Source organism: Neisseria leonii (assembly GCF_028776105.2).
Lineage (GTDB): Bacteria > Pseudomonadota > Gammaproteobacteria > Burkholderiales > Neisseriaceae > Neisseria > Neisseria leonii.
Genome location: NZ_CP145606.1, coordinates 1377613 through 1399690 on the forward strand (window position 1 = coordinate 1377613; position 22078 = coordinate 1399690).

The following is a 22078-nucleotide window of genomic DNA, read 5'->3' on the forward strand; positions in this document are numbered from 1 at the left end:
AACGGCAAAACAAGGCCGTCTGAAAAGGTGCCGGGGCAGAACAATCCGCCGGACACACCGGCAAACGCCTGCTTTTGCGCGGCAGCGCGGCACGGGCAATACTGCAAACCCGCTATTTTATCTGAAAAGCGCACTCGACAAAGCATTTCCTTGCAGCGGCAACAACCTGCCGATGCAGGATCGTAATTAAGTTTGACCGACACCCGGCCGCCGCCCACCGGCGGCACAACCGCGACGGGATTCCGGATTTAAGAAGACGACGGTTCCGATAATTTTAAGTTTGGCGGTGTTTTTCTGTTTACCGACACAACACGCAAACGGCGCCGCAACCTGCGGCGGATGTTCTTTATTTCCTTCTTAACCGGGCGGCACATGGCCGGCCATACCGGCATGAACCCCTGCCGCCGCAAGCTCAAATACTGATTACCGCCTCGAGAGTGCCAACCGAGGTCATCATGAAAAGAATGTTATTCAATGCCACGCAGGCCGAAGAGCTGCGCGTGGCGATTGTGGACGGGCAGACCCTGCTCGATCTCGACATCGAAACGCTGGGCAAAGAACAGCGCAAAGGCAATATCTATAAAGGCGTGATCACACGCATCGAACCCTCCCTCGAAGCCTGCTTCGTCGATTACGGCACCGACCGCCACGGCTTTCTGCCGTTCAAAGAAGTCTCCCGCAGCTATTTCCAAGACTACGACGGCGGCCGCGCCCGCATTCAGGACGTACTCAAAGAAGGTATGCAGGTTATCGTGCAGGTGGAAAAAGACGAACGCGGCAACAAAGGCGCGGCACTCACCACCTTTATCAGCCTGGCCGGACGCTACCTCGTCCTGATGCCGAACAACCCGCGCGGCGGCGGCGTATCGCGCCGCATCGAGGGCGAAGAACGTCAGGAACTCAAAGAAGCGATGGCGCAGCTTGATGTACCGCGCGGCATGAGCCTGATTGCGCGCACCGCCGGCATCGGCCGCAGCGTGGAAGAGCTGCAATGGGATTTCAACTATCTGCTGCAACTGTGGCAGGCCATCGAGGCAGCGGGCCAAGCCCACAGCGAACCCTACCTGCTGTTTATGGAAAGTTCCCTGCTTATCCGCGCCATCCGCGACTACTACCGCCCCGACATCGGCGAAATTCTGGTCGATAATCCCGAGGTACATCAGGAAGTGGCCGAATTTATGAGTTATGTGATGCCCGGCAACGTCGGCCGTCTGAAACTCTATCAGGACCACACACCGCTGTTTTCCCGCTTCCAAATCGAACATCAGATTGAAAGTGCGTTCGCGCGCAGCGTCAGCCTGCCCTCCGGCGGCGCCATTGTCATCGACCACACCGAAGCACTGGTTTCCATCGACGTCAACTCCGCCCGCGCCACACGCGGTGCCGACATTGAAGACACCGCGTTCAAAACCAATATGGAAGCGGCCGAAGAAGTCGCCCGCCAAATGCGCCTGCGCGACTTGGGCGGTCTGGTGGTCATCGACTTCATCGATATGGAAAACCCCAAACACCAGCGCGATGTGGAAAACGTACTGCGCGACGCGCTGAAAAAAGACCGCGCGCGCGTTCAGATGGGCAAACTTTCCCGCTTCGGCCTGCTCGAACTCTCCCGCCAGCGGTTAAAACCCGCGCTGGGCGAAAGCAGCCACATCGCCTGCCCGCGCTGTGCCGGCACCGGCGTGATCCGCAGCATCGAATCCACCGCCCTGCACGTTTTGCGCATCATTCAGGAAGAGGCGATGAAAGACAACACCGGCGAAGTGCACGCACAGGTGCCGGTCGATGTCGCCACCTTCCTGCTGAACGAAAAACGCGCCGAACTGTTCGGACTCGAAGAACGTTTGGACGTTTCCGTTTTCCTGATTCCGAATATCCATTTGGAAAACCCGCATTACGAAATCACCCGGGTGCGTACCGACGACATCGAAGAAAACGGCGAACCGAGCTACAAACGCGTGGAAGTACCGCCGGCCGATGAAAACGACAAACCTTTCGGCGGCGAAAAAGCCAAAGCCGCACGGCCGGAACCGGCCGTCAAAGGCCTGCGCCACAGCCAGCCCGCCCCGGTTAGCGAAACACCCGCCGCCCCGGGCTGGTGGCAGAACCTGAAAAACTGGTTTAAAGGCCTGTTTGCCGCACCCGAGGCCGCACCGGCCAAGCCCGAACGCAAAGCAGACGGCAAGCCCCGCCAAAATGGCGGACGGCGCAATCCGCAAAACCGCCGCCGGAACAGCCGCCACAGCAAAGCGCAGGAAGCGGACGCCACAGCCGAAACCCCAACCGGGGCGGCCGGAGACGAAAACCGCAACGGCAACCGCCGCAAACGCCATGACGCTTCCGAACAGCGCAACGGCAGCGAACGCCACAACGAACGCCGCAGCCGCAACAGCGAAACGGCAGCCGAAGACGAAACCCTGAATAACACTCCGTTAACGGCGGTTCAAAACGGGCAAGACGACACCGCAGCCGCAACACAGCCGCGCCGCCGCCCGTCCCGCCGTCAGGAAAACCGCACGCCCCAAGAAACAGCACTGCCGCTTGCCGCCGAAACGGAAACGGTATCCGATGATGCCGCGCCGGAGGCAGAACAGCCGCAAAGCGATACGGCAAATGCGGAAACCAAGCCCAAACGTGAGCGCAGCCGTAGCGGCAGCCAGCGCGAGCGCAACCGCCGCAACGATAAAAAACGCCATATTCCGTCGGCAGAAAAAATCGAGCAGTATCTGATGATTGACGAAGCGGGCGACAAAGTGCGCGCGGCCGTTGCCCATGTTTACGGCGAAACCGTTGCGGAAAACCGCCCTGCCGCAGACGATATGCCCTCAGACGGGCCGCTGATTATTACCCTGCCCGCCGCCGAAGAAGCGGCACAAACCCCGGGTACGGCCGACAGCAGCGAGCCGCTGGTGGTCACGCTCAGCCCGATTGAAAACGAAGCAGACGATGCGGTACAGCCCGAAGCAGAGGCCCACCCCGCACCCGAGCCTGCCGATGAAGACGAACCGCAGCCTGCCAAGCGCAAGCGCGCGCCCAAAGCGAAACCGAAAAAGGCGGAAACCGTGCTGCCCGAAGGCATGGTGATGGTTCAAACCCGAACCGATGCCGTGGCCGCTGCCGATGTCCCGCAGCCGTCGCAGGCAAAAGGTTTGCGCCGTTCCGATGTGCCGCGCCGTGAAACGGCAGCCGCCGAACCTGCCGAAATGGTGCAGGTGGAAACGCACAACGGCTGATGCCGCAAAACCGAAAAGGCCGTCTGAAAACCGCACCCGCCGGTTTTCAGACGGCCTTATATATTACAGGCTCGAAGGAACTTAACAAAACTTCACAACATCTTTTACTGCATGATCATCCGTCGCACTCAAACGACAGTACACCGCTCCCGATACCGGTACACCGAGTGCAGAACTACATCAGGCCGAATCCGCGCAGCAACACCATACCTGCCGCAGCGGAAAACATCGCGCCGAATGTCGTGATGCCGACAATATTGGCCGCCGCCACATCGTTACCGCCCATGGCCTTGGCCATCACATAGCTGGCCGATGCCACCGGCGTCGCCACCATCAAAAACAATACCCCCATCGCCACGCCGTTCAAGCCGAAAGCCAAGCCGGTCAAAACCGCCACCACCGGTGCCACTGCCAACCGACCGATACCCGCCTGCAACGCAACATCCGATACTTTCGCCATCGAACGCCAGTCAAACGTCGCACCGGCACAAATCAGCGCCAGCGGCAGCGAAATATCGCCCACATAATCGGCCGTCTGCATCAGCGCGCGCGGCACGGGAATTTGGAAACGCTGCAACAGCAGCGCAAACACAATCGCCACAATCAGCGGATTGGTGTAAATCTTCTTTACCGTATGGTGCCATTTGGCCGCCGCCGACCCACCCTGCGCACGGCTGAGCGTCACCACTGCCAAAATATTGTACAGCACGGTAATCACGCCCATATACACCGCACCCGCCGCCAATCCGCTTTTGCCGTAGGCATTGAGCACAAACGCCAGCCCCATAATGCCCATATTGCTGCGGAACACGCCCTGCACAAACACCCCTCTGTCGCGCACATCGGCGATTTTGCGCCACGCATAAACTTCCGCACCGAAATACAGCACCAGCGTCGAAACCGCGCCCGCCGTCAGCAGAACCGCCTGTTCGGCGTAATCGATTTCCGCCGCCGCCAAACGGGAAAACAGCAGCAGCGGCAGGCCGTAATGGAACACCAGATTCGATGCCTGCGCGACAAACTCCGCCCCCACCTGCCCGCTGCGCCGCAAAAACACACCGAACAACAACAGCAACACGCTGGGCAGCGTCACATTCACCGCAAACCACACCGCATCAAAAAAGCCCATACTGCACCGTTTGTGAATATCGAAACAAAGTCCTATTCTAGTGCAGGCGGAAACAGGAAAAAAGGCCGTCTGAAAAAATAAAGACATGCACAAAATAGTGATTAGCAGGATTTTCCCTGTATACACTGCCGATTCGGCAGCACAAGCGCAACATCTGCCGCAAAAAGGCCGTCTGAAAACGGTGTCTTGCACCGTTTCTGCGAAGCTAAAACGATGCCCTGCGCCGTTTCTGCGAAGCTGAAACAGAGCGCAGCCGGTTTCTGCGATGTGATGAAACCCGCTGCTCATTTTCAGACGGCCTCTGCCTGTCCGCCGCTCAGCCCGATAAACCCGCCAGCCATGCCGAAACGGCAGCGGCCGCTTCATCGGGCGTACCGCTGCCGTCGAGCGTGATGCCCGCCTCGCCGTCTGTCAGCGGTTCGAGAACCGCCAGTTGCGAATCGAGCATGTCTGCTTTCATATAATGGCCGACCCGCGCTTCCAAACGCTGCCTGTTTACATCAACGGGTACGGACAGATGCACGAACACCACCTGCCCCTGCGCACCGCGCAACACATCGCGGTAGCTTTTTTTCAAAGCCGAACACGTTACCGCGCTGTACGCCTGTCCTGCCGCCTGCTGCGCACTCATCCAGTCGCGCAGGCGCATCAGCCACGGCAGACGGTCTTCATCGGTTAAAGGCGTGCCCGCGCCCATTTTGTCGCGGTTGGCCTGAGAATGGAAATCGTCGCCCTCGGCATACGGGCAGCCGAAATGCTGCGCCAAAATACGCGCAACAGTCGTTTTGCCGCTGCCCGACACGCCCATGAAAACGATATGCACGGTTTCACTCATCGGCTTCTCCTAACCCAGCAGCACCACGGCCGCCGCCGAAAAGGCAAAACCGCACAGCGCAATCAGGGTTTGATTGACCGTCCACGTTTTCAGCGTGGTCGGCACGTCCATATCCAGCAGGCGGCCGACCAGCCAGAAGCCGGAATCATTGACATGGCTGGCGCACACCGAGCCTGCCGCCGTTGCCAGCACCACCCCGGCCAACTGCCATTCGTTGTAGCCCGCCGCCGCCACGGCCGGCGCCATCAGCGCGGCAGCCGTTGTCAAAGCCACGGTGGCCGAACCCTGCGCCACGCGCAGCACCAGAGCCACCAAAAAACAGCCCAATAAAACGGAAATACCCAAGCCGTCCATCGTATCGGCCAAGGCTTTGCCGATACCCGAAGCGCGCAACACGCCGCCGAACATACCGCCCGCACCGGTAATCAGAATCACCGAACACACCGGCGCCAAAGTACTGTCCAGCGTTTTTTCCAAGGCCGAGCCGTTCAGGCCGCGCTTCGACCCCAACACATACATCGCCGCCAATACCGAAATCAGCAGTGCCACCGGTGTCGCACCGATCATACGCAGCAACTGCACCCACGCGGCCCGGCCGTCCACCCAACCCGCTGCGGCAGCCATATGCAGGCCGGTATTCATAAAAATCAGCACCATCGGCACCAGCATCAGCGCAACCACCGTCGAGGCTTTGGCGGGGTGCTCCGGCTGGTCGTTATCCTGTACACCGCCCGCCACCAAATCGGGTACCGGCAGCGGAAACAGCCTGTCCGCCTTCAAACCCCACCAATAACCGCTCACCAGCCAGCTCAACACCGCCACCGGCAAACCCAAAACCAGCACATAACCGATATTCGCGCCGTAAAATTCGGACGCGGCAATCGGCCCCGGATGCGGCGGCAGAAAAACGTGCATGACCGAAAACGCGCCGATGGCGGGCAGCGCATACGCCAACACATTGGCTTTCATGCGCCGCGCGGTGGCAAACACAATCGGCAGCATCACAATCAGCCCGGCATCGAAAAACATGGGAAAACCGAAAATCAGCGAGGCCACACCCAAAGCAAACGGCGCGCGCTTTTCGCCGAATATGCGGATCAGCGCATCAGCCAGCGACTGCGCGCCGCCGGAAGTTTCCACCAACCGGCCGAGCATCGCCCCCAAGCCCACCAGCAAAGCCACCCCGCCCAAAGTCGCACCGAAGTTTTTAACCAGTACCTCCCCCACCAATGCGTTCAATGGCAAACCGGTTGCCAATGCAGTCAGCAGACTGACCAGAATCAGCGTCAGCAGCGCGTGTATGCGGAATCGGATAATCAGCACCAAAATCAGCGCAACCGCACCGGCGGCAACCGTCAGCAGCGGCCCCGTGCCCAAAGTCTGTGTCCAGTTTTCCATCGGTACCACCTGTCCGTGAGTTAATGGTCGGAATAGGATGAGTCAAACAGCGGAGAATATATAGTATAGCCCCGAGCCGTATTACGCACCGGGCAGCACAGGCCGTCTGAAACGCACCCCGCCCGCTTTCAGACGGCCTGATTATCCGGCTCAGGCGCACCGGCGGGCTGTTTGTAGCGGTTGTAGGAAAACAGGTATTGCGCGGGGAAGCGGCGCACCCATGCTTCGATGTTGTCGTTCATCAGTTGCGCATCGCGGATTTTGTCGCCGGTCAGCGTTCCCGCCAACGGTGCAACGTGCAGCACAAACCCGCGCCCGCCACTCAAACGCTCGCCGCAGAAAAACAGCGGGCAGACGTTCTGCACCTGCGCCAGCTTGGCCGCCAGCGTCATGGTGTAGGCCGGGCGGCCGAAAAAACGCACCCACACACCGCCGCCCTCTTCCGGCTTCGGCACATGGTCGGGCAGTACAATCGTCGCCTCGCCCGAACGCAGCGCCTTCATGACCTGCTTGACCCCCTGCACGCTGGCCGGTGCGGTTCTGCCTTTGCCGCGCACCCTGCCCGCCTGCATGATTTCGTCCAACACACGGATTTTCGGCGGTTTGTACATCGCCGTCAGCGCGAAAGGCAGCCGCTCGCTGATATAGCGTCCCGCCAAATCGTAGCTGCCCAAATGCGGGGTCAGCAGCAGCAGGCCCTGCCCCGCCGCCACCGCACGCTCGATATGCGCCCAACCGTGTACTTCGACAAACAGCGCACTGACCGCCTCAGGCTGTCTGAAAAACGCCACCGGCAACTCCAAACCGCCCTTGGCCGTTTCCCGCAGCACGGCTTTGACCGCCGCATCATCACACGGCAGACGCGCCTGCGCCAGATGCTCGCGCACACGCGTCCGGCTGCGGGGTGCCGTATAAAACACGGCCGTTCCCGCCAGACTGCCCAGAGCGTGCAGCACGCGCAACGGCAGGCGTGCGGCCAGCCCGAACAGGAAAAAAACCATTTTTTGCACCATCTGCGGCCTCCCAAGTGCGCATTGTAACATTCCCACATATATCTTGGCCGTCTGAAACGGCACGGCTTTCAGACGGCCATGAAGCCCGCTCACTTTCCCCGTGCAAATTATTCATCTGCCGCTGCGGGGATACCGCCCGCCATCTCTGCTATAATACGGCCGAACCGCCATACGGCCGCCGCGCCGTTTTTCTTCTGCATAGAAAGTCCGAATCATGAATGAATATCTGTTTACTTCCGAATCCGTTTCGGAAGGCCACCCCGACAAAGTTGCCGACCAAATTTCCGATGCCGTACTGGATGCCATTCTGGCACAAGACCCCAAAGCGCGCGTGGCCGCCGAAACGCTGGTGGCCACCGATTTGTGCGTGCTGGCCGGCGAAATCACCACTTCGGCCAAAGTCGATTATGAAAAAATCGCCCGCGACACCATCGCGCGCATCGGCTACTGCAACCCTGAATGGGGCTTTGCCGCCGATTCGTGCAAAGTGGTACTCAACTACGGCGAGCAGTCGCCCGACATCGCACAGGGTGTGAACGAAGGCGAAGGCGTGGATCTGAATCAGGGCGCAGGCGACCAAGGCCTGATGTTCGGCTATGCCTGCGACGAAACCCCGTCTCTGATGCCGTTTCCGATTTATTACAGCCACCGCCTGATGCAGCGTCAGAGCGAAGTACGCAAAAGCGGCATCCTGCCCTGGCTGCGACCCGATGCCAAAGCCCAGCTGACCTGCGTGTACGACGGTGAAACCGGAAAAGTCAAACGCATCGACACCGTCGTCCTCTCCACCCAGCACGACGAGGGCATCAACCGCGACGATTTGATTGCCGCCGTCAAAGAACACATCATTCTCCCCGTTCTGCCGTCTGAAATGCTCACGGAAGAAACCAAATACCTGATCAATCCCACGGGCAATTTCGTTATCGGCGGCCCGCAGGGCGACTGCGGTCTGACCGGCCGTAAAATCATCGTCGATTCCTACGGCGGTGCCGCACCGCACGGCGGCGGCGCATTCTCCGGGAAAGACCCGAGCAAAGTGGACCGCTCGGCCGCCTATGCCTGCCGCTATGTGGCCAAAAACATTGTCGCCGCCGGTTTGGCCGGACAGTGCCAGATTCAGGTCTCCTACGCCATCGGCATTGCCGAGCCGACTTCGATTGCCATCGACACTTTCGGCACCGGCAAAATCAGCCAGGAGAAACTGACCGCCATCGTACGCGAACATTTCGACCTGCGCCCCAAAGGCATTATCCAAATGCTTGACCTGCTGCGTCCGATTTACAGCAAATCCGCTGCTTACGGCCACTTCGGCCGAGAAGAGCCGGAATTTACGTGGGAGCGTACCGACAAAGCCCGCCTGCTCAGACAGGCAGCAGGCCTGTAAGCATTCCGGCCGTCTGAACGCCGTTTCCACATCACGCTCCAAACGGATTCCGCTTGACGGAATCCGTTTTTGTATCTCATCAACACCGCTGCCCAATGCGTTATTTCCAACAGCCGTATTGTATTCCGTCAGCCCCTCATGCTACATTCAAATCCGCAGCCGTATATAAAACCACCACAAGCGGCCGCATTCCCCCTATCACGAAACAAGGAGAAGAAACTTATGTTAGGCCTGATGCAAAACCAGCCGCTGCTGATTTCCACCCTGCTTGATTCAGCCGCCCGCCACCACGGCAGCAATGAAATCGTTTCCCGCCGCGTCGAAGGCGACATCCACCGCTACACTTGGAAAGACCTGCAAAACCGCGCCAAACAGGTTGCCAACGGTCTGGAAGAACTGGGTGTGGCCGACGGCCTGCGTGTCGGCACCCTGGCGTGGAACGGCTACCGCCATCTGGAACTTTATTACGGTGTCAGCGGAGCTGGGCGCGTGATTCATACCGTCAATCCGCGTCTGTCGCCCGAACAAATCGCATGGATTATCAACCATGCCGACGATCAGGTGCTGTGTTTCGACATGACCTTTCTGTCTACCGTACAGCAAATCCACACACTCTGCCCGTCCGTCAAACACTATATCGCGCTGTGCGACAGTGGCGCACTGCCCGCCGACAGCGGCATTCCCAACCTGATCTGCTACGAAGACTGGCTGGCCGCCCAATCCACCGATTATGTCTGGCCGGATTTAGACGAAAACACCGCTTCCGGCCTTTGCTATACCAGCGGCACCACAGGCAACCCGAAAGGCGTACTGTACAGCCACCGTTCCAGCGTGCTGCACGCTTACGCCATCAGTCTGCCCGACACCATGTGTCTGCGCGAAGCCGATGCCGTTCTGCCGGTCGTACCCATGTTTCACGTAAACGCCTGGGGCATTCCTTACGCCGCCGCCATGGTCGGCTGCAAACTGGTGCTGCCCGGCCCGCAATTGCACGGGGAAGCACTGTACAGCCTGATGGAACAGGAACAGGTTACTTTTTCGGCAGGTGTCCCAACCGTCTGGCAGATGCTGCTGTCTTATGTTCAGGAACACAAGCTGACATTTAGCTCGCTGAAACGCGTCGTCATCGGCGGCTCAGCCGCGCCGCGCTCCATGATCGAAACTTTCCTGAACAACTACCACATCGAACCGCTGAATGCCTGGGGCATGACGGAACTCAGTCCCGTCGGTACGTTTTGTACGCTGAAAGCGAAACAGCGCAGCTGGAACGAGGCCGATCAGATTACCGTCCGCCAGAAACAGGGGCGCGCCGTATTCGGTGCTGACATCAAAATTCTCGACGAAAACGGCAACGAACTGCCGTGGGACGGACAAAGCTGCGGCGAACTGTACGTGAAAAGCCCGTGGCTGCTGTCCCGCTATTTCAATGAAGACAGACTGCCACTGAAAGACGGCTGGTTTGCCACCGGCGATATTGCCGTTATCGATGCAGACGGCTTTATGCAGATTACCGACCGCAGCAAAGACATCATCAAATCGGGCGGCGAATGGATCAGCTCCATCACACTGGAAAACATCGCCACCGCCCACCCTGCCGTCGCCATGGCCGCCTGTATCGGCATCCCCCACCCGAAATGGGACGAACGGCCGATTGTCGCTGTCGTCCTCAAACCCGGAACCGAATTGGCCGTACAGGATTTGCAGGCATTTTATGCGGATAAAGTCGCCAAATGGCAGATTCCCGACGATGTCGTCATCATGGACGCTCTGCCTCTGGGCTCAACCGGAAAAATCCTGAAAAGCAAACTGCGCGAACAGTTGAAAGACTACCGCCTGCCCGTTCAGACGGCCTGACGGCGGTCAGACGGACACGGCAACAAAAAAGCCTGAACAAAGTTCAGGCTTTTTTCCGTTCAATGCTTATTGCACTTTGATTTCTACATCAACACCCGCAGGCAGGTCGAGCTTCATCAGCGCATCGGTCGTTTTGTCGGTCCAGTCCACAATGTCCATCAGACGCAGGTGGGTACGGATTTCCAACTGTTCGCGCGACGTTTTATTGACGTGCGGCGAGCGCAGGATATTGAAACGCTCGATTTTGGTCGGCAGCGGAATCGGGCCTTTAACCACAGCACCGGTACGCTTGGCGGTTTCCACAATTTCTTGCGCGGAACGGTCGATCAGGCTGTAATCGTATGCTTTCAAACGGATACGGATTTTTTGGTTTGCCATTGTCAATATCCTTTCCGATTAAGCGATGACAGAAGAAACGACACCGGCACCTACGGTACGGCCACCTTCGCGAATCGCAAAGCGCAGACCGTTTTCCATGGCGATCGGGGCAATCAGTTCAACTGTGATTTTCACGTTCTCGCCCGGCATAACCATTTCCACGCCTTCCTGCAAGGATACCGCACCGGTTACGTCGGTGGTACGGAAGTAGAATTGCGGACGGTAGTTCGCGAAGAACGGTGTATGGCGGCCGCCCTCTTCTTTGCTCAGTACGTATACTTCGGCTTCGAATTTGGTGTGCGGGGTAATCGTACCCGGTTTGGCCAATACTTGGCCGCGCTCGACTTCTTCGCGTTTGGTACCGCGCAGCAGTACGCCCACGTTGTCGCCTGCCTGGCCTTCGTCCAGCAGTTTGCGGAACATTTCCACACCGGTACAGGTGGTTTTTTGGGTGTCTTTCAGACCGACGATTTCAATCTCGTCGCCGACGTGGATGATGCCGCGCTCGACACGGCCGGTAACCACGGTACCGCGGCCGGAAATCGAGAATACGTCTTCAATCGGCAGCAGGAAGGGTTTGTCTACGGCACGCTCGGGGGTCGGGATGTAGCTGTCCAAAGCGGCAGCCAGTTCGAAGATTTTTTCTTTGAATGCGGCATCGCCTTCCAAAGCTTTCAGGGCAGAGCCTTGGACGATCGGGCAGTCGTCGCCCGGGAAGTCGTAGCTGGACAGCAGGTCGCGGATTTCCATTTCAACCAGCTCCAGCAGTTCTTCGTCGTCCACCATGTCACATTTGTTCATGAAGACGAGAATGTAGGGTACGCCTACCTGACGCGCCAGCAGGATGTGCTCGCGGGTTTGCGGCATGGGGCCGTCTGCGGCGGATACGACGAGAATCGCACCGTCCATTTGGGCGGCACCGGTAATCATGTTTTTCACGTAGTCGGCGTGACCCGGGCAATCTACGTGGGCGTAGTGGCGGGTTTCGGTTTCGTATTCTACGTGTGAGGTGTTGATGGTGATGCCGCGGGCTTTTTCTTCCGGGGCATTGTCAATCTGGTCGTAGCCTTTGGCCTGGCCGCCGAATTTTTCGGCCAAGATGGTGGTCAGGGCAGCTGTCAGGGTGGTTTTACCATGGTCAACGTGACCGATGGTGCCAACGTTTACGTGCGGTTTGCTACGTTCGAATTTTTCCTTAGCCATGAGCTAATTTCCTTAAATCAAAGAGCGAGTTGAAAGAACGGACAAGGCATCAGCCCTGCCAAAAGTTCGGGCGGCATTTGTGCCACCCTGAAAATAAGGAAGCGATTATCGACCATCGCATAAAAAAAATCAAGTATTTTCAAGCATTCCTTTTTCAGACGGCCTCACTGATATATCCACCGCACCGCATAGCGGCACAGGAAGGGAATAGGCACACAAACATCCATAAATGAATTCATGGTGTATACACTGCTTTTGTCCGAATCAAAAAGCATAACAGACAATAGATGACCCATACTTCTAACGCCAGACGGCCTGTCAGGCCGTCTGAAAACAACCGGATAAAAAAAACCGGATTTTTCCAAACACATCGGAAAAATCCGGTTTTGCCGTTTCAGAACAGCAGGAATATTCCCGCTGCCCTAAACCGCCGATACTCAGCCTTTACGCGCCTCAGTTACCGCAGCGGCAACGTGCGCCGGAGCTTCGGCATATTTTTTAAATTCCATAGAGTAAGTGGCACGGCCTTGGGTGGCGGAGCGCAGGTCGGTCGAATAACCGAACATTTCGGCCAGCGGCACTTCGGCGCGGACTTTTTTGCCGCCGATGCCGTCGTCATCCATACCCAGAACGATACCGCGGCGGCGGTTCAAATCGCCCATCACATCGCCCATATACTCTTCGGGGGTTTCCACTTCAACCGCCATAATCGGTTCCAGCAAAGCAGGAGAAGCCTGACGCATACCTTCTTTAAAGGCTTGCGATGCAGCCAATTCAAACGCCAGCTGCGAAGAGTCCACATCGTGATAAGAACCGAATACCAGACGAATGCGCACATCCACAACCGGGAAGCCCGCAACCACACCGTTCGGCAGGGTGTCGCGGATACCTTTATCGACAGACGGGATAAATTCACGCGGAATCACGCCGCCCTTGATTTCATCGATAAACTCGTAGCCTTCGCCACCCGGCTCCATCGGCTCCATCTCGATCACCACGTGACCGTATTGACCTTTACCGCCCGATTGCTTGGCGTGTTTGTGCTCGGCTTTAACGGCTTTGCGGATGGTTTCGCGGTAAGCCACCTGAGGCGCACCGATATTGGCTTCCACACCAAACTCGCGCTTCATGCGGTCCACAATGATTTCCAAGTGCAACTCGCCCATACCGGAAATAATGGTTTGACCCGATTCTTCGTCGCTGCGTACACGGAACGACGGATCTTCCTTGGCCAGACGGTTCAGAGCGATGCCCATTTTCTCTTGGTCAGCCTTGGTTTTCGGCTCAACAGCGACGTGGATTACCGGTTCGGGGAATTCCATACGCTCCAAGATAATCGGTGCATCTTCCGCACACAGGGTCTCGCCTGTGGTTACGTCTTTCAGGCCGATGGCGGCGGCGATGTCGCCGGCACGCACTTCTTCGATTTCCGTACGGTCGGCAGCAGTCATCTGAACCAGACGGCCGATGCGCTCGCGGGTACCTTTAACCGAGTTAATAACGGTGTCGCCAGACTTCACAAAACCGGAATAAACACGGATAAAGGTCAGCTGGCCGACATATTTGTCGTTCAGCATTTTGAACGCCAGAGCCGAGAACTTGGCATCATCGCTGGCTTCGCGTGTTTCAGCCGCATCAGTAGACGGATTGACACCGGCAACCGGCGGAATGTCGGTCGGCGCAGGCAGAAACTCCACCACCGCATCCAACATACGCTGTACACCTTTGTTTTTGAACGCAGAACCGCACAACATAGGCTGAATTTCACCGGCCAGAGTACGCTGACGCAGCGCGCCGACGATTTCTTCCTCGGTCAGCTCTTCACCGCCCAAGTATTTGTCCATCAGCTCTTCGCTGGCCTCGGCAGCCGCTTCGATCATGTTTTGACGCCATTCTTCAGCAGTCTCCACCAGATCGGCCGGAATATCGCCGTATTCGAACGTAGTACCTTGAGTGGCATCGTCCCAAATGATGGATTTCATTTTCAACAGATCCACCACACCGCTGAAGCTGTCTTCCGCACCGACCGGAATCACAATCGGAACCGGATTGGCGCGCAGACGGGCTTTCATCTGCTCGACCACACGGAAGAAATTAGCGCCTTGGCGGTCCATTTTATTGACAAATGCCAAACGCGGCACTTGGTACTTGTTGGCTTGGCGCCATACGGTTTCAGACTGGGGCTGTACGCCACCTACCGCACAGTAAACCATGACCGCACCGTCCAAAACGCGCATGGAACGCTCCACCTCTACGGTAAAGTCCACGTGTCCCGGAGTATCGATGATGTTGAAACGGTGCTCTTTAAACTGACCGCCCATACCTTTCCAGTAGGAAGTTACGGCTGCGGAAGTAATGGTAATACCGCGCTCTTGCTCTTGTTCCATATAGTCGGTAGTAGCCGCACCGTCATGCACCTCGCCCAGTTTGTGGGTCAGGCCGGTATAGAACAGGATACGCTCGGTCGTCGTCGTCTTACCTGCATCAATGTGGGCAGAGATACCGATATTGCGGTATAGGCTGATTGGGGTCTTGCGAGCCATTGGATTAGCCTTTCAAAATTAGAAGCGGAAGTGGGAGAACGCTTTGTTGGCTTCGGCCATGCGGTGTACTTCTTCACGTTTTTTCAACGCACCGCCGCGGCCTTCGGAAGCATCGATCAACTCGCCGGCCAAACGCAGATCCATCGATTTCTCACCGCGTTTGCGGGCAGCATCGCGTACCCAGCGCATCGCCAGAGCCAAACGGCGTGAAGCACGTACCTCAACAGGAACTTGGTAGTTGGCACCGCCGACACGGCGGCTTTTCACTTCGACCAGCGGTTTGGCATTGGAGATAGCTTCGTTGAATACTTCGATAGCTGCTTTGCCGGTTTTTTTCTCGATTTGCGCCAGCGCACCGTAAACAATGCGCTCCGCTACGGATTTTTTACCGTCAATCATCAATACGTTCATGAATTTAGTCAGCTCGACGCTGCCGAATTTCGGATCAGGCAGAACATCGCGCTTGGGGACTTCTCTACGACGTGGCATATCAATTTCCTTTAAATCTATTCAGCTGGGAACATTCCCACAAATACCCAACGGGGCATTCGCTTACTCGGCCGTTTTTTTTCAAATCAGGCGGCCGACGTGCCTAATGAAGTCCGAATTACTTGGGACGCTTCGCACCGTATTTGGAACGGGCCTGTTTACGGTCTTTCACACCTGCGGTATCCAGAGAACCGCGTACGGTATGGTAGCGCACACCCGGCAAGTCTTTGACACGACCGCCGCGGATCAGCACCACGCTGTGCTCTTGCAGGTTGTGGCCTTCGCCGCCGATATACGAAATGACTTCGAAACCGTTGGTCAGGCGGACTTTGCAGACTTTACGCAATGCAGAGTTCGGTTTTTTCGGAGTAGTGGTGTACACACGGGTGCATACGCCGCGTTTTTGCGGGCAGGCTTCCAGTGCGGGCACTTTGTTTACGTACACGGGCTTTTGACGGCCTTTGCGTACTAATTGGTTAATCGTTGGCATATTTTCTCGTCCTGTTGAGTTCAATATTTGCCGACACCATGCCGACAAGAGCGGAATTATATTATCAAGGCAAGTCAAAGGTCAATGCCTGATACTATTTTTCTGTTTAAAATCAGCCGATTTTTGGCAGCACTTTTTGACCGCACACAAAAAGGCCGTCTGAAAACGGAGAAACGGGCTGTTTCCGGGCAATGGAAATTTCCGAATCCGTTTTCAGACGGCCTTGTGTTGGCAGGTTCGACAAGTTTGGCCAAACCTTACAATACGCAAGCCGGCAAGCCGGTCTTATTTATCGAAATGGTTTTGGCGGCGCAACACGGCAGGAACTTCCAAATCGTCCAACACGGCCTGATTGGAAAAATCGGCAGCCGACAGATTCATATTGCGGGTATCGCGGCCGGAACGGATGACGCTTTCAATATTCGGCATATCGGCAGCATAATCTTCGCGGCTGAATACCGGCTGACGGATGCGCGCCGATTCCTTCACGCTGCGGATATGCGACTGGCTCGCGCCGGTAAATGCGCCTTCTTTCAGGCCCGTGGCAATGATGGTAACGCGGATCGCATCTTCCGGCATACTTTCGTCTTCCGCCGTGCCGTATTTCCGCTCGGCATCCGGGTGCACATAATCGTCAATCATGCGCATGATGGTGTTGTATTCCGACATTTTCAGACTGTCGGGCGCAGTCGTGATATTTACCAGTACACCGCGCGCACCGTCCAGGCTGACGTTGTCCAGCAGCGGGCTGGCAATCGCCTCTTCCGTTGCCAGACGGGCACGGTCCACGCCCTGAGACGCACCGGTTCCCATCATGGCCATGCCGGTAATCCCCATTACGGTTTCGACATCCGAGAAATCGGCATTCATAAAGCCCGGGCGGGTAATCAGTTCGGAAATGCCTGCCACGGCGGCATACAGCACATTATCTGCCGCACGGAAAGCCTCGCGCACGGTAACGTCTTCGCCCAAGGCTGTCATCAATTTGTCGTTCGGAATCACAATCAGCGAATCGACTTGGCTTTTCAGATGCTCGATACCTTGTTGGGCAACATGGATACGCTTGCCTTCATGCTCGAAAGGACGGGTAACCACGGCAACGGTCAATACGCCCATTTCTTTGGCAATTTCCGCCACCACCGGAGCAGCACCCGTTCCCGTACCGCCGCCCATGCCGGTAGTGATAAACAGCAGATTGGCACCGCTGATGGCTTCGGCAATGGCTTCGCGGTCTTCCAAGGCGGCATCCCGACCGACTTCGGGGTTGGTACCCGCACCCAAACCTTTGGTCAGATTGCGCCCCAACTGGATACGCTTGGCCGCACGGCTTTTATTTAAAGACTGTGCATCAGTATTGGCACTGATGAAGTCCACGCCTTCAATCGTATTGTCGATCATATTGTTGATGGCGTTACAGCCGCCGCCGCCCACACCGATGACTTTAATCACCGCAGGGCTTGCGGCATTTTCTTCGACCACGTCGTAAACAAAATCCATGTGTTTTCTCCGGCGCCCCGTTACAGGACGAATAAAATAAATGGTGTCGATTATATAAGATGCTGCCGTTTTTTGGCAAAACGGTCACCGGCTCTTTACCTGTTTTTATGGCACATCTTTAAAACGCATTGCGCAGCCACTCTTTGATGCGTACCAGCAGCCCCTCTCCCGAATGACTGTTGCGCACCTGAACCGCATGACTGCTGGGCGCACCCTCCGCCTCGCCGCAAGCTTCCTGCAACAGGCCGATAACGGTCGCATAACGCGGATTGCGGATGCGCTCGGACACGCCGGACATTTCTTTCGGCACACCGATGCGCGCAGGCAGATTGAACACGTCTTCGGCCAAATCGACAATGCCCGCCAGCATAGACGCCCCGCCGGTCAGCACCACGCCCGAAGTCAATACTTCTTCGGGGAAACCGCTGCGGCGCAGTTCGTTAAGCGTCAATTCCAGAATCTCTTCGACACGCGGGCCGATCACGCTGGCCAAAACCCGGCGGGAAATCTGACGCGGCAGCCGATCGCCCACACTCGGCACTTCCACCATTTCGTCCAAACCCTCCAAATCGGGGTGTGCGGCACCGTGGTGCACCTTAATGTATTCGGCCGATGCGTAAGGCGTACGCAGGGCTTGCGCCAAATCGCCGGTAATCAGATCACCTGCTACCGGAATCACGGCCGTATGGCGGATGGCACCGTTGGTATAGACCGCAATGTCGGTGGTACCGCCGCCGATGTCGATCACGCACACACCCAAATCTTTTTCATCTTCGGTCAGCACCGCACGACCGCTGGCCAAAGGCTGCAACATCATTTGGTTCATTTGCAGTCCGCAGCGTTTCACGCATTTTTCGATGTTCTGCATCGCGGTTACCGCACCGGTGATAATGTGGACGCGGGTATCCAGCCGCACACCGCTCATACCGATGGGTTCGCGCACGCCCGGCTGGCTGTCGATGATGTATTCCTGCACGACGGTATGCAGAATTTTATGATCCGGCGGAATATTCACCGCTTTGGCCGTTTCAATCGCACGGTCGATATCCGCCTGCGCCACTTCGCCGTCTTTGATTTTCACCACGCCCTGCGAATTGAGACTGCGGATATGGTTGCCCGCGATGCCTGTGGTGACGCCGGAAACTTTGCAGTCGGCCATCAGCTCTGCTTCGCCCACCGCCTGCTGAATCGCCTGAGCGGTGGCATCGATATTGGTTACCATGCCGGCTTTGAGGCCGCGCGAAGGCGCCTGCCCCAAACCGACAATCTGAATCTCGCCGTCTTCGTGCACTTCGCCGATCAGGGCAATGACTTTTGAAGTACCGATATCGAGTGCCGTAACGTATTGCTTGCCTTTAACCATAATTTGCTTCCTAACAATTAATTTGATGGTGCGGCCGCTGCCGCTGATGCCGCCTGATCCGGCGCGGCTTCGTCCGCCGGTTTTGCACGCACGGCAAAACCGTCTTTATAACGCATATCCACATATTGCAGACGCGGTGCCTGTTCGCGCAACACCGGCTGCCACACGGCAATAAAGCGTGCCAAACGGGCATTTTCGTCTTCGCGCCCCAAGCGCACGGTCAGCCCGTTGTCCAATACCAGCTCCCACGCCGAACGCGGTGTGTAAACCAAGCGGCGTACCGCCAGTTTTTCACGCGCCAAGGCCGTCTGAAAAGCAGAAAGATGCGCCACCATATCGCGTGCGGCCTCCGCTTCTCCCACCAGCTGCGGCAGCGGTTCGGCCACTTCGCCTACAAATACCGTACCTTCCGTATCTACCAGCCGTCCCGCCTCTTCACCCCAGCGTGCAACGGCAATGCGTTCGCGCAACACGATTTCCACCGTATCGGGCAGACGGCGGCGCACCTGCGCTTCCGCCAGCCACGGCAGCGCGGCATAGGCGGTCTGCGCGCCGTTCAAATCCGCCCGCAGAATATTCCCCCGGATATACTGTTTGGCAATCTTCTGCAATACCGCCTCATCGGTATGACGGATGTCGCCGCTGATGACAACCTGTTTGATGGGGAAATACGGCGAATGGTACAGCCACGCACCGCCCGCCGCCAACAGCAGCAGGAACAGCAAAACAGTCAGCCAACCGCTGATGCGGCGCATGGCGGAAGCATTATTCCACATGGGCGGTTTTCAAAATCTCGATGCACAAATCGGCAAAACCGATGCCTGCCTGCGCGGCCGCTTTGGGAACCAGACTGTGGCCGGTCATGCCCGGCAGCGTGTTGGCTTCCAGCAGATACAGCCTGCCGTCGCCGTCTTTCAAAAAGTCGATGCGTCCCCAGCCCGTTCCGCCGATGGCGGCAAACGCCCGCTCGGCCAGACTGCCCATCAGCCGTTCGTCTTCGTCCGAAAGATCCGAAGGACACAGATATTGCGTGTCGTCGCGGCTGTATTTGGCTTCGGCATCGTAAAATTCGGTGGCCGGAATGATGCGCACGGACGGCAGCGCGCGGCCGTTGAGTACGGCACAGGTATATTCGCCGCCGCCGATAAACCGCTCGGCGATAATCTCGCCTTTAAACTGCTTCAATTCGGCATACACACTTTTCAGACGGCCTGTTTCTTTCACTTTCACCACGCCCACGCTGCTGCCCTCGGCAGCGGGTTTGACAAACAGCGGCAGACCCAACCGTGCCTCGACCGCATCGAAATCGCAGTCGTCGGACAAAACCGCATAATCGGGCACAGGCAGATCCAAGCCTTTCCACAACAGTTTGCAGCGGTATTTGTCCATACCGACGGCCGAAGCCATCACGCCGCAGCCGGTATAAGGAATACCCAAGGCGTTCAATGCCCCCTGCACCGTGCCGTCTTCACCGAAACTGCCGTGCAGGATATTGAAGACACGGTCAAATCCCTGTGTTTTCAGGTCGGCCAACGGTATTTCTTTGGGGTCGAACGCATGCGCATCAATGCCTTTGCCCCGCAAAGCGGCCAAAACGGCGCGCCCGCTGTTGAGCGACACTTCGCGTTCACTGGAAAAGCCGCCCATTAAGACGGCCACTTTGCCGAAATGCTGCGTCATGCTTATTCTTTCTCGATTAATTGGTTTTTCAGACGGCCTGCCGCATCGGCCAAGGCCTGAGGCACTTTATTGATACTGCCCGCACCCATATTCAGCAACACATCACCGTCTTGCAAGAAATCGAGCAGCACTTGCGGCAGCTCGTTCACACCGCCGCAGTACACCGGCTCCACTTTACCCAAAACGCGTACCGCCCGCGCCAATGCGCGCGAATCGGCGGCGGCAATCGGTTCTTCGCCTGCGGCATAGACATCGGTCAGCACCAGCGCGTCCACCGTATTGAGTACACGGGTAAAATCTTCAAACAAATCGCGCGTGCGCGTGTAGCGGTGCGGCTGGAATGCCAGCACCAAACGGCGGTCGGGATACGCACCGCGCGCCGCCGCCAGCGTGGCGGCCATTTCGACGGGGTGGTGGCCGTAATCGTCGATGACCAGAGCCTGACCGCCCTGCGGCAGGGCGATTTCGCCATAACTCTGGAAACGGCGGCCGACACCTTCAAAGCCGAGCAGCCCCTGCTGAATCGCAGCCTCGTCCGCACCGCACTCCAAAGCCACGCCGATGGCGGCCAGTGCGTTCAGTACATTATGGCGGCCGGGCATATTCAGCACCACGTCAAACGGTTCGCGCGCCTGCCCCTTGTACTGCACATGCACGGTAAATTTCATCTGTGCGCCGCAATTTTCGATGTTGTCGGCGTAAATATCGGCCGAACTGTCCAAACCGTAGGTAACGAAAGGCTTGCTCACTTTGGGCAGAATGGCCTGCACATGCGCACTGTCGCAGCACAAAAACGCCTTGCCGTAAAACGGCATACGGTGGATAAAGTCGATAAAGGCCTGATGCAGCTTATCGATGCTGTGATCATAAGTATCCATATGATCTTCATCGATATTGGTAACGACCGTCATCACGGGGGTCAGGTGCAGGAACGAAGCATCCGACTCGTCGGCCTCGGCGACAATATAGTCGCCGCTACCCAAGCGCGCATTGGTTCCGGCGGCAGTCAGTTTGCCGCCGATGACGAAAGTGGGATCCAGCCCGGCCGCCGCCAGAACCGATGCGGTCAGGCTGGTGGTGGTGGTTTTGCCGTGGGTGCCGGCAATGGCGATGCCGTCGCGGAAACGCATCAGTTCGGCCAGCATCAGGGCGCGCGGAATAACGGGAATCTGCTGCGCCTGTGCTTCCACCACTTCGGGATTGTCGGCTTTCACCGCCGTGGAAGCCACCACGACATCGGCTCCGTGCACATGCTCGGCGGTATGCCCCGGATACACGCGGATACCCAGTGCGGCCAGATGGCGCGTTACCGAACTTTGTGCCTGATCGGAACCGGACACGCCGAAGCCCAGATTGTGCAGCACTTCGGCAATCCCGCACATACCCGAACCGCCGATGCCGACAAAATGAATGTGTTTGACCCTGTTTTTCATCATAATTCTGAACTTCCGCCCGCAATCTTGTCCCGAAAAAGGCTTTTCAGACGGCCTGCCGCTGTCTGAGGCCGTCTGAAAAGCCTGCCGTCCGCCGAGAATAAAAGTCTGGATTGTAAACGCGCTGCCCGCTGCCCGCTATCGGAAAAATTGTTTTTC

General features: G+C 57.3%; 17 protein-coding genes. 3 read left to right on the forward strand and 14 right to left on the reverse strand.

Going from position 1 to position 22078, the window contains the following annotated elements; genetic code table 11:
* Positions 1–455: 455 nt before the first annotated feature.
* On the forward strand, positions 456–3230 hold the full coding sequence (locus ORY85_RS06640) for an Rne/Rng family ribonuclease (protein ID WP_274572655.1): 2775 nt from the start codon (positions 456–458) through the stop codon (positions 3228–3230).
* A gap of 175 nt (positions 3231–3405) precedes the next feature.
* On the opposite strand, the gene ORY85_RS06645 is transcribed toward ORY85_RS06640, so the two are convergent.
* The 4 genes from ORY85_RS06645 to ORY85_RS06660 all read right to left on the reverse strand — a co-directional run bounded on the left by ORY85_RS06645 (position 3406) and on the right by ORY85_RS06660 (position 7602).
* On the reverse strand, positions 3406–4359 hold the full coding sequence (locus tag ORY85_RS06645) for an AEC family transporter (protein WP_274572654.1): 954 nt from the start codon (positions 4357–4359) through the stop codon (positions 3406–3408).
* 316 nt (positions 4360–4675) lie between these two features.
* Positions 4676–5194 (reverse strand): gluconokinase, encoded by a 519-nt coding sequence (locus tag ORY85_RS06650; protein ID WP_274572653.1) that lies wholly within the window; start codon positions 5192–5194, stop codon positions 4676–4678.
* Between the two features lie 9 nt (positions 5195–5203).
* Positions 5204–6592 carry a GntP family permease gene (locus ORY85_RS06655; RefSeq protein WP_274572652.1) on the reverse strand — a complete coding sequence of 463 codons (1389 nt, stop codon included), beginning with the start codon at positions 6590–6592 and terminating at the stop codon, positions 5204–5206.
* Between the two features lie 128 nt (positions 6593–6720).
* The gene (locus ORY85_RS06660) at positions 6721–7602 is read right to left on the reverse strand and encodes a lysophospholipid acyltransferase family protein (protein WP_274572693.1); all 882 of its coding nucleotides are present in this window, start codon (positions 7600–7602) and stop codon (positions 6721–6723) included.
* A gap of 217 nt (positions 7603–7819) precedes the next feature.
* Between ORY85_RS06660 and metK the strand changes: the two genes are divergently transcribed.
* Both metK and ORY85_RS06670 read left to right on the forward strand, forming a co-directional pair.
* Positions 7820–8989 carry a methionine adenosyltransferase gene (metK, locus tag ORY85_RS06665; protein ID WP_274572651.1) on the forward strand — a complete coding sequence of 390 codons (1170 nt, stop codon included), beginning with the start codon at positions 7820–7822 and terminating at the stop codon, positions 8987–8989.
* 222 nt (positions 8990–9211) lie between these two features.
* Positions 9212–10843, forward strand: a complete 1632-nt coding sequence (locus tag ORY85_RS06670) for a 3-(methylthio)propionyl-CoA ligase (RefSeq protein WP_274572650.1) — start codon at positions 9212–9214, stop codon at positions 10841–10843.
* Between the two features lie 66 nt (positions 10844–10909).
* On the opposite strand, the gene rpsJ is transcribed toward ORY85_RS06670, so the two are convergent.
* The 10 genes from rpsJ to murC form a co-directional block, all read right to left on the reverse strand.
* On the reverse strand, positions 10910–11221 hold the full coding sequence (gene rpsJ / locus ORY85_RS06675; protein ID WP_002642322.1) for a 30S ribosomal protein S10: 312 nt from the start codon (positions 11219–11221) through the stop codon (positions 10910–10912).
* Between the two features lie 18 nt (positions 11222–11239).
* Positions 11240–12424: an elongation factor Tu gene (tuf, locus tag ORY85_RS06680; RefSeq protein WP_338577843.1), complete on the reverse strand. Its 1185-nt coding sequence runs from the start codon at positions 12422–12424 to the stop codon at positions 11240–11242.
* A gap of 437 nt (positions 12425–12861) precedes the next feature.
* Positions 12862–14967: an elongation factor G gene (fusA, locus tag ORY85_RS06685; RefSeq protein ID WP_274572590.1), complete on the reverse strand. Its 2106-nt coding sequence runs from the start codon at positions 14965–14967 to the stop codon at positions 12862–12864.
* A gap of 18 nt (positions 14968–14985) precedes the next feature.
* A complete protein-coding gene (gene rpsG / locus ORY85_RS06690; RefSeq protein ID WP_274572589.1) occupies positions 14986–15456 on the reverse strand; it encodes a 30S ribosomal protein S7 in 471 nt (156 codons plus the stop codon).
* Between the two features lie 118 nt (positions 15457–15574).
* On the reverse strand, positions 15575–15946 hold the full coding sequence (gene rpsL, locus ORY85_RS06695) for a 30S ribosomal protein S12 (protein ID WP_002218431.1): 372 nt from the start codon (positions 15944–15946) through the stop codon (positions 15575–15577).
* Between the two features lie 285 nt (positions 15947–16231).
* Positions 16232–17443: a cell division protein FtsZ gene (gene ftsZ, locus ORY85_RS06700; RefSeq protein ID WP_274572588.1), complete on the reverse strand. Its 1212-nt coding sequence runs from the start codon at positions 17441–17443 to the stop codon at positions 16232–16234.
* Between the two features lie 118 nt (positions 17444–17561).
* Positions 17562–18806, reverse strand: a complete 1245-nt coding sequence (ftsA, locus tag ORY85_RS06705; protein WP_274572587.1) for a cell division protein FtsA — start codon at positions 18804–18806, stop codon at positions 17562–17564.
* A 17-nt stretch (positions 18807–18823) separates the two neighbouring features.
* Positions 18824–19582, reverse strand: a complete 759-nt coding sequence (locus tag ORY85_RS06710; protein WP_274572586.1) for a cell division protein FtsQ/DivIB — start codon at positions 19580–19582, stop codon at positions 18824–18826.
* A complete protein-coding gene (locus ORY85_RS06715) occupies positions 19572–20486 on the reverse strand; it encodes a D-alanine--D-alanine ligase (RefSeq protein ID WP_274572585.1) in 915 nt (304 codons plus the stop codon). Before ORY85_RS06715 ends, ORY85_RS06710 begins: the two co-directional genes overlap by 11 nt.
* 2 nt (positions 20487–20488) lie before the next feature.
* Positions 20489–21922: a UDP-N-acetylmuramate--L-alanine ligase gene (gene murC, locus ORY85_RS06720; protein ID WP_274572584.1), complete on the reverse strand. Its 1434-nt coding sequence runs from the start codon at positions 21920–21922 to the stop codon at positions 20489–20491.
* Between the last annotated feature and the right edge of the window lie 156 nt (positions 21923–22078).

What these genes read in the sequence shown, in the direction of transcription:
- ORY85_RS06710 (WP_274572586.1), bottom strand. Translation starts at nt 19,582, where the DNA reads ATGTGGAATAATGCTTCCGCCATGCGCCGCATCAGCGGTTGGCTGACT.
- murC (WP_274572584.1), bottom strand. Translation starts at nt 21,922, where the DNA reads ATGATGAAAAACAGGGTCAAACACATTCATTTTGTCGGCATCGGCGGT.
- ORY85_RS06640 (WP_274572655.1), top strand. Translation starts at nt 456, where the DNA reads ATGAAAAGAATGTTATTCAATGCCACGCAGGCCGAAGAGCTGCGCGTG.
- ORY85_RS06650 (WP_274572653.1), bottom strand. Translation starts at nt 5,194, where the DNA reads ATGAGTGAAACCGTGCATATCGTTTTCATGGGCGTGTCGGGCAGCGGC.
- tuf (WP_338577843.1), bottom strand. Translation starts at nt 12,424, where the DNA reads ATGGCTAAGGAAAAATTCGAACGTAGCAAACCGCACGTAAACGTTGGC.
- metK (WP_274572651.1), top strand. Translation starts at nt 7,820, where the DNA reads ATGAATGAATATCTGTTTACTTCCGAATCCGTTTCGGAAGGCCACCCC.
- ftsA (WP_274572587.1), bottom strand. Translation starts at nt 18,806, where the DNA reads ATGGTTAAAGGCAAGCAATACGTTACGGCACTCGATATCGGTACTTCA.
- ftsZ (WP_274572588.1), bottom strand. Translation starts at nt 17,443, where the DNA reads ATGGATTTTGTTTACGACGTGGTCGAAGAAAATGCCGCAAGCCCTGCG.
- rpsL (WP_002218431.1), bottom strand. Translation starts at nt 15,946, where the DNA reads ATGCCAACGATTAACCAATTAGTACGCAAAGGCCGTCAAAAGCCCGTG.
- ORY85_RS06655 (WP_274572652.1), bottom strand. Translation starts at nt 6,592, where the DNA reads ATGGAAAACTGGACACAGACTTTGGGCACGGGGCCGCTGCTGACGGTT.
- fusA (WP_274572590.1), bottom strand. Translation starts at nt 14,967, where the DNA reads ATGGCTCGCAAGACCCCAATCAGCCTATACCGCAATATCGGTATCTCT.
- rpsJ (WP_002642322.1), bottom strand. Translation starts at nt 11,221, where the DNA reads ATGGCAAACCAAAAAATCCGTATCCGTTTGAAAGCATACGATTACAGC.
- rpsG (WP_274572589.1), bottom strand. Translation starts at nt 15,456, where the DNA reads ATGCCACGTCGTAGAGAAGTCCCCAAGCGCGATGTTCTGCCTGATCCG.
- ORY85_RS06715 (WP_274572585.1), bottom strand. Translation starts at nt 20,486, where the DNA reads ATGACGCAGCATTTCGGCAAAGTGGCCGTCTTAATGGGCGGCTTTTCC.
- ORY85_RS06670 (WP_274572650.1), top strand. Translation starts at nt 9,212, where the DNA reads ATGTTAGGCCTGATGCAAAACCAGCCGCTGCTGATTTCCACCCTGCTT.
- ORY85_RS06645 (WP_274572654.1), bottom strand. Translation starts at nt 4,359, where the DNA reads ATGGGCTTTTTTGATGCGGTGTGGTTTGCGGTGAATGTGACGCTGCCC.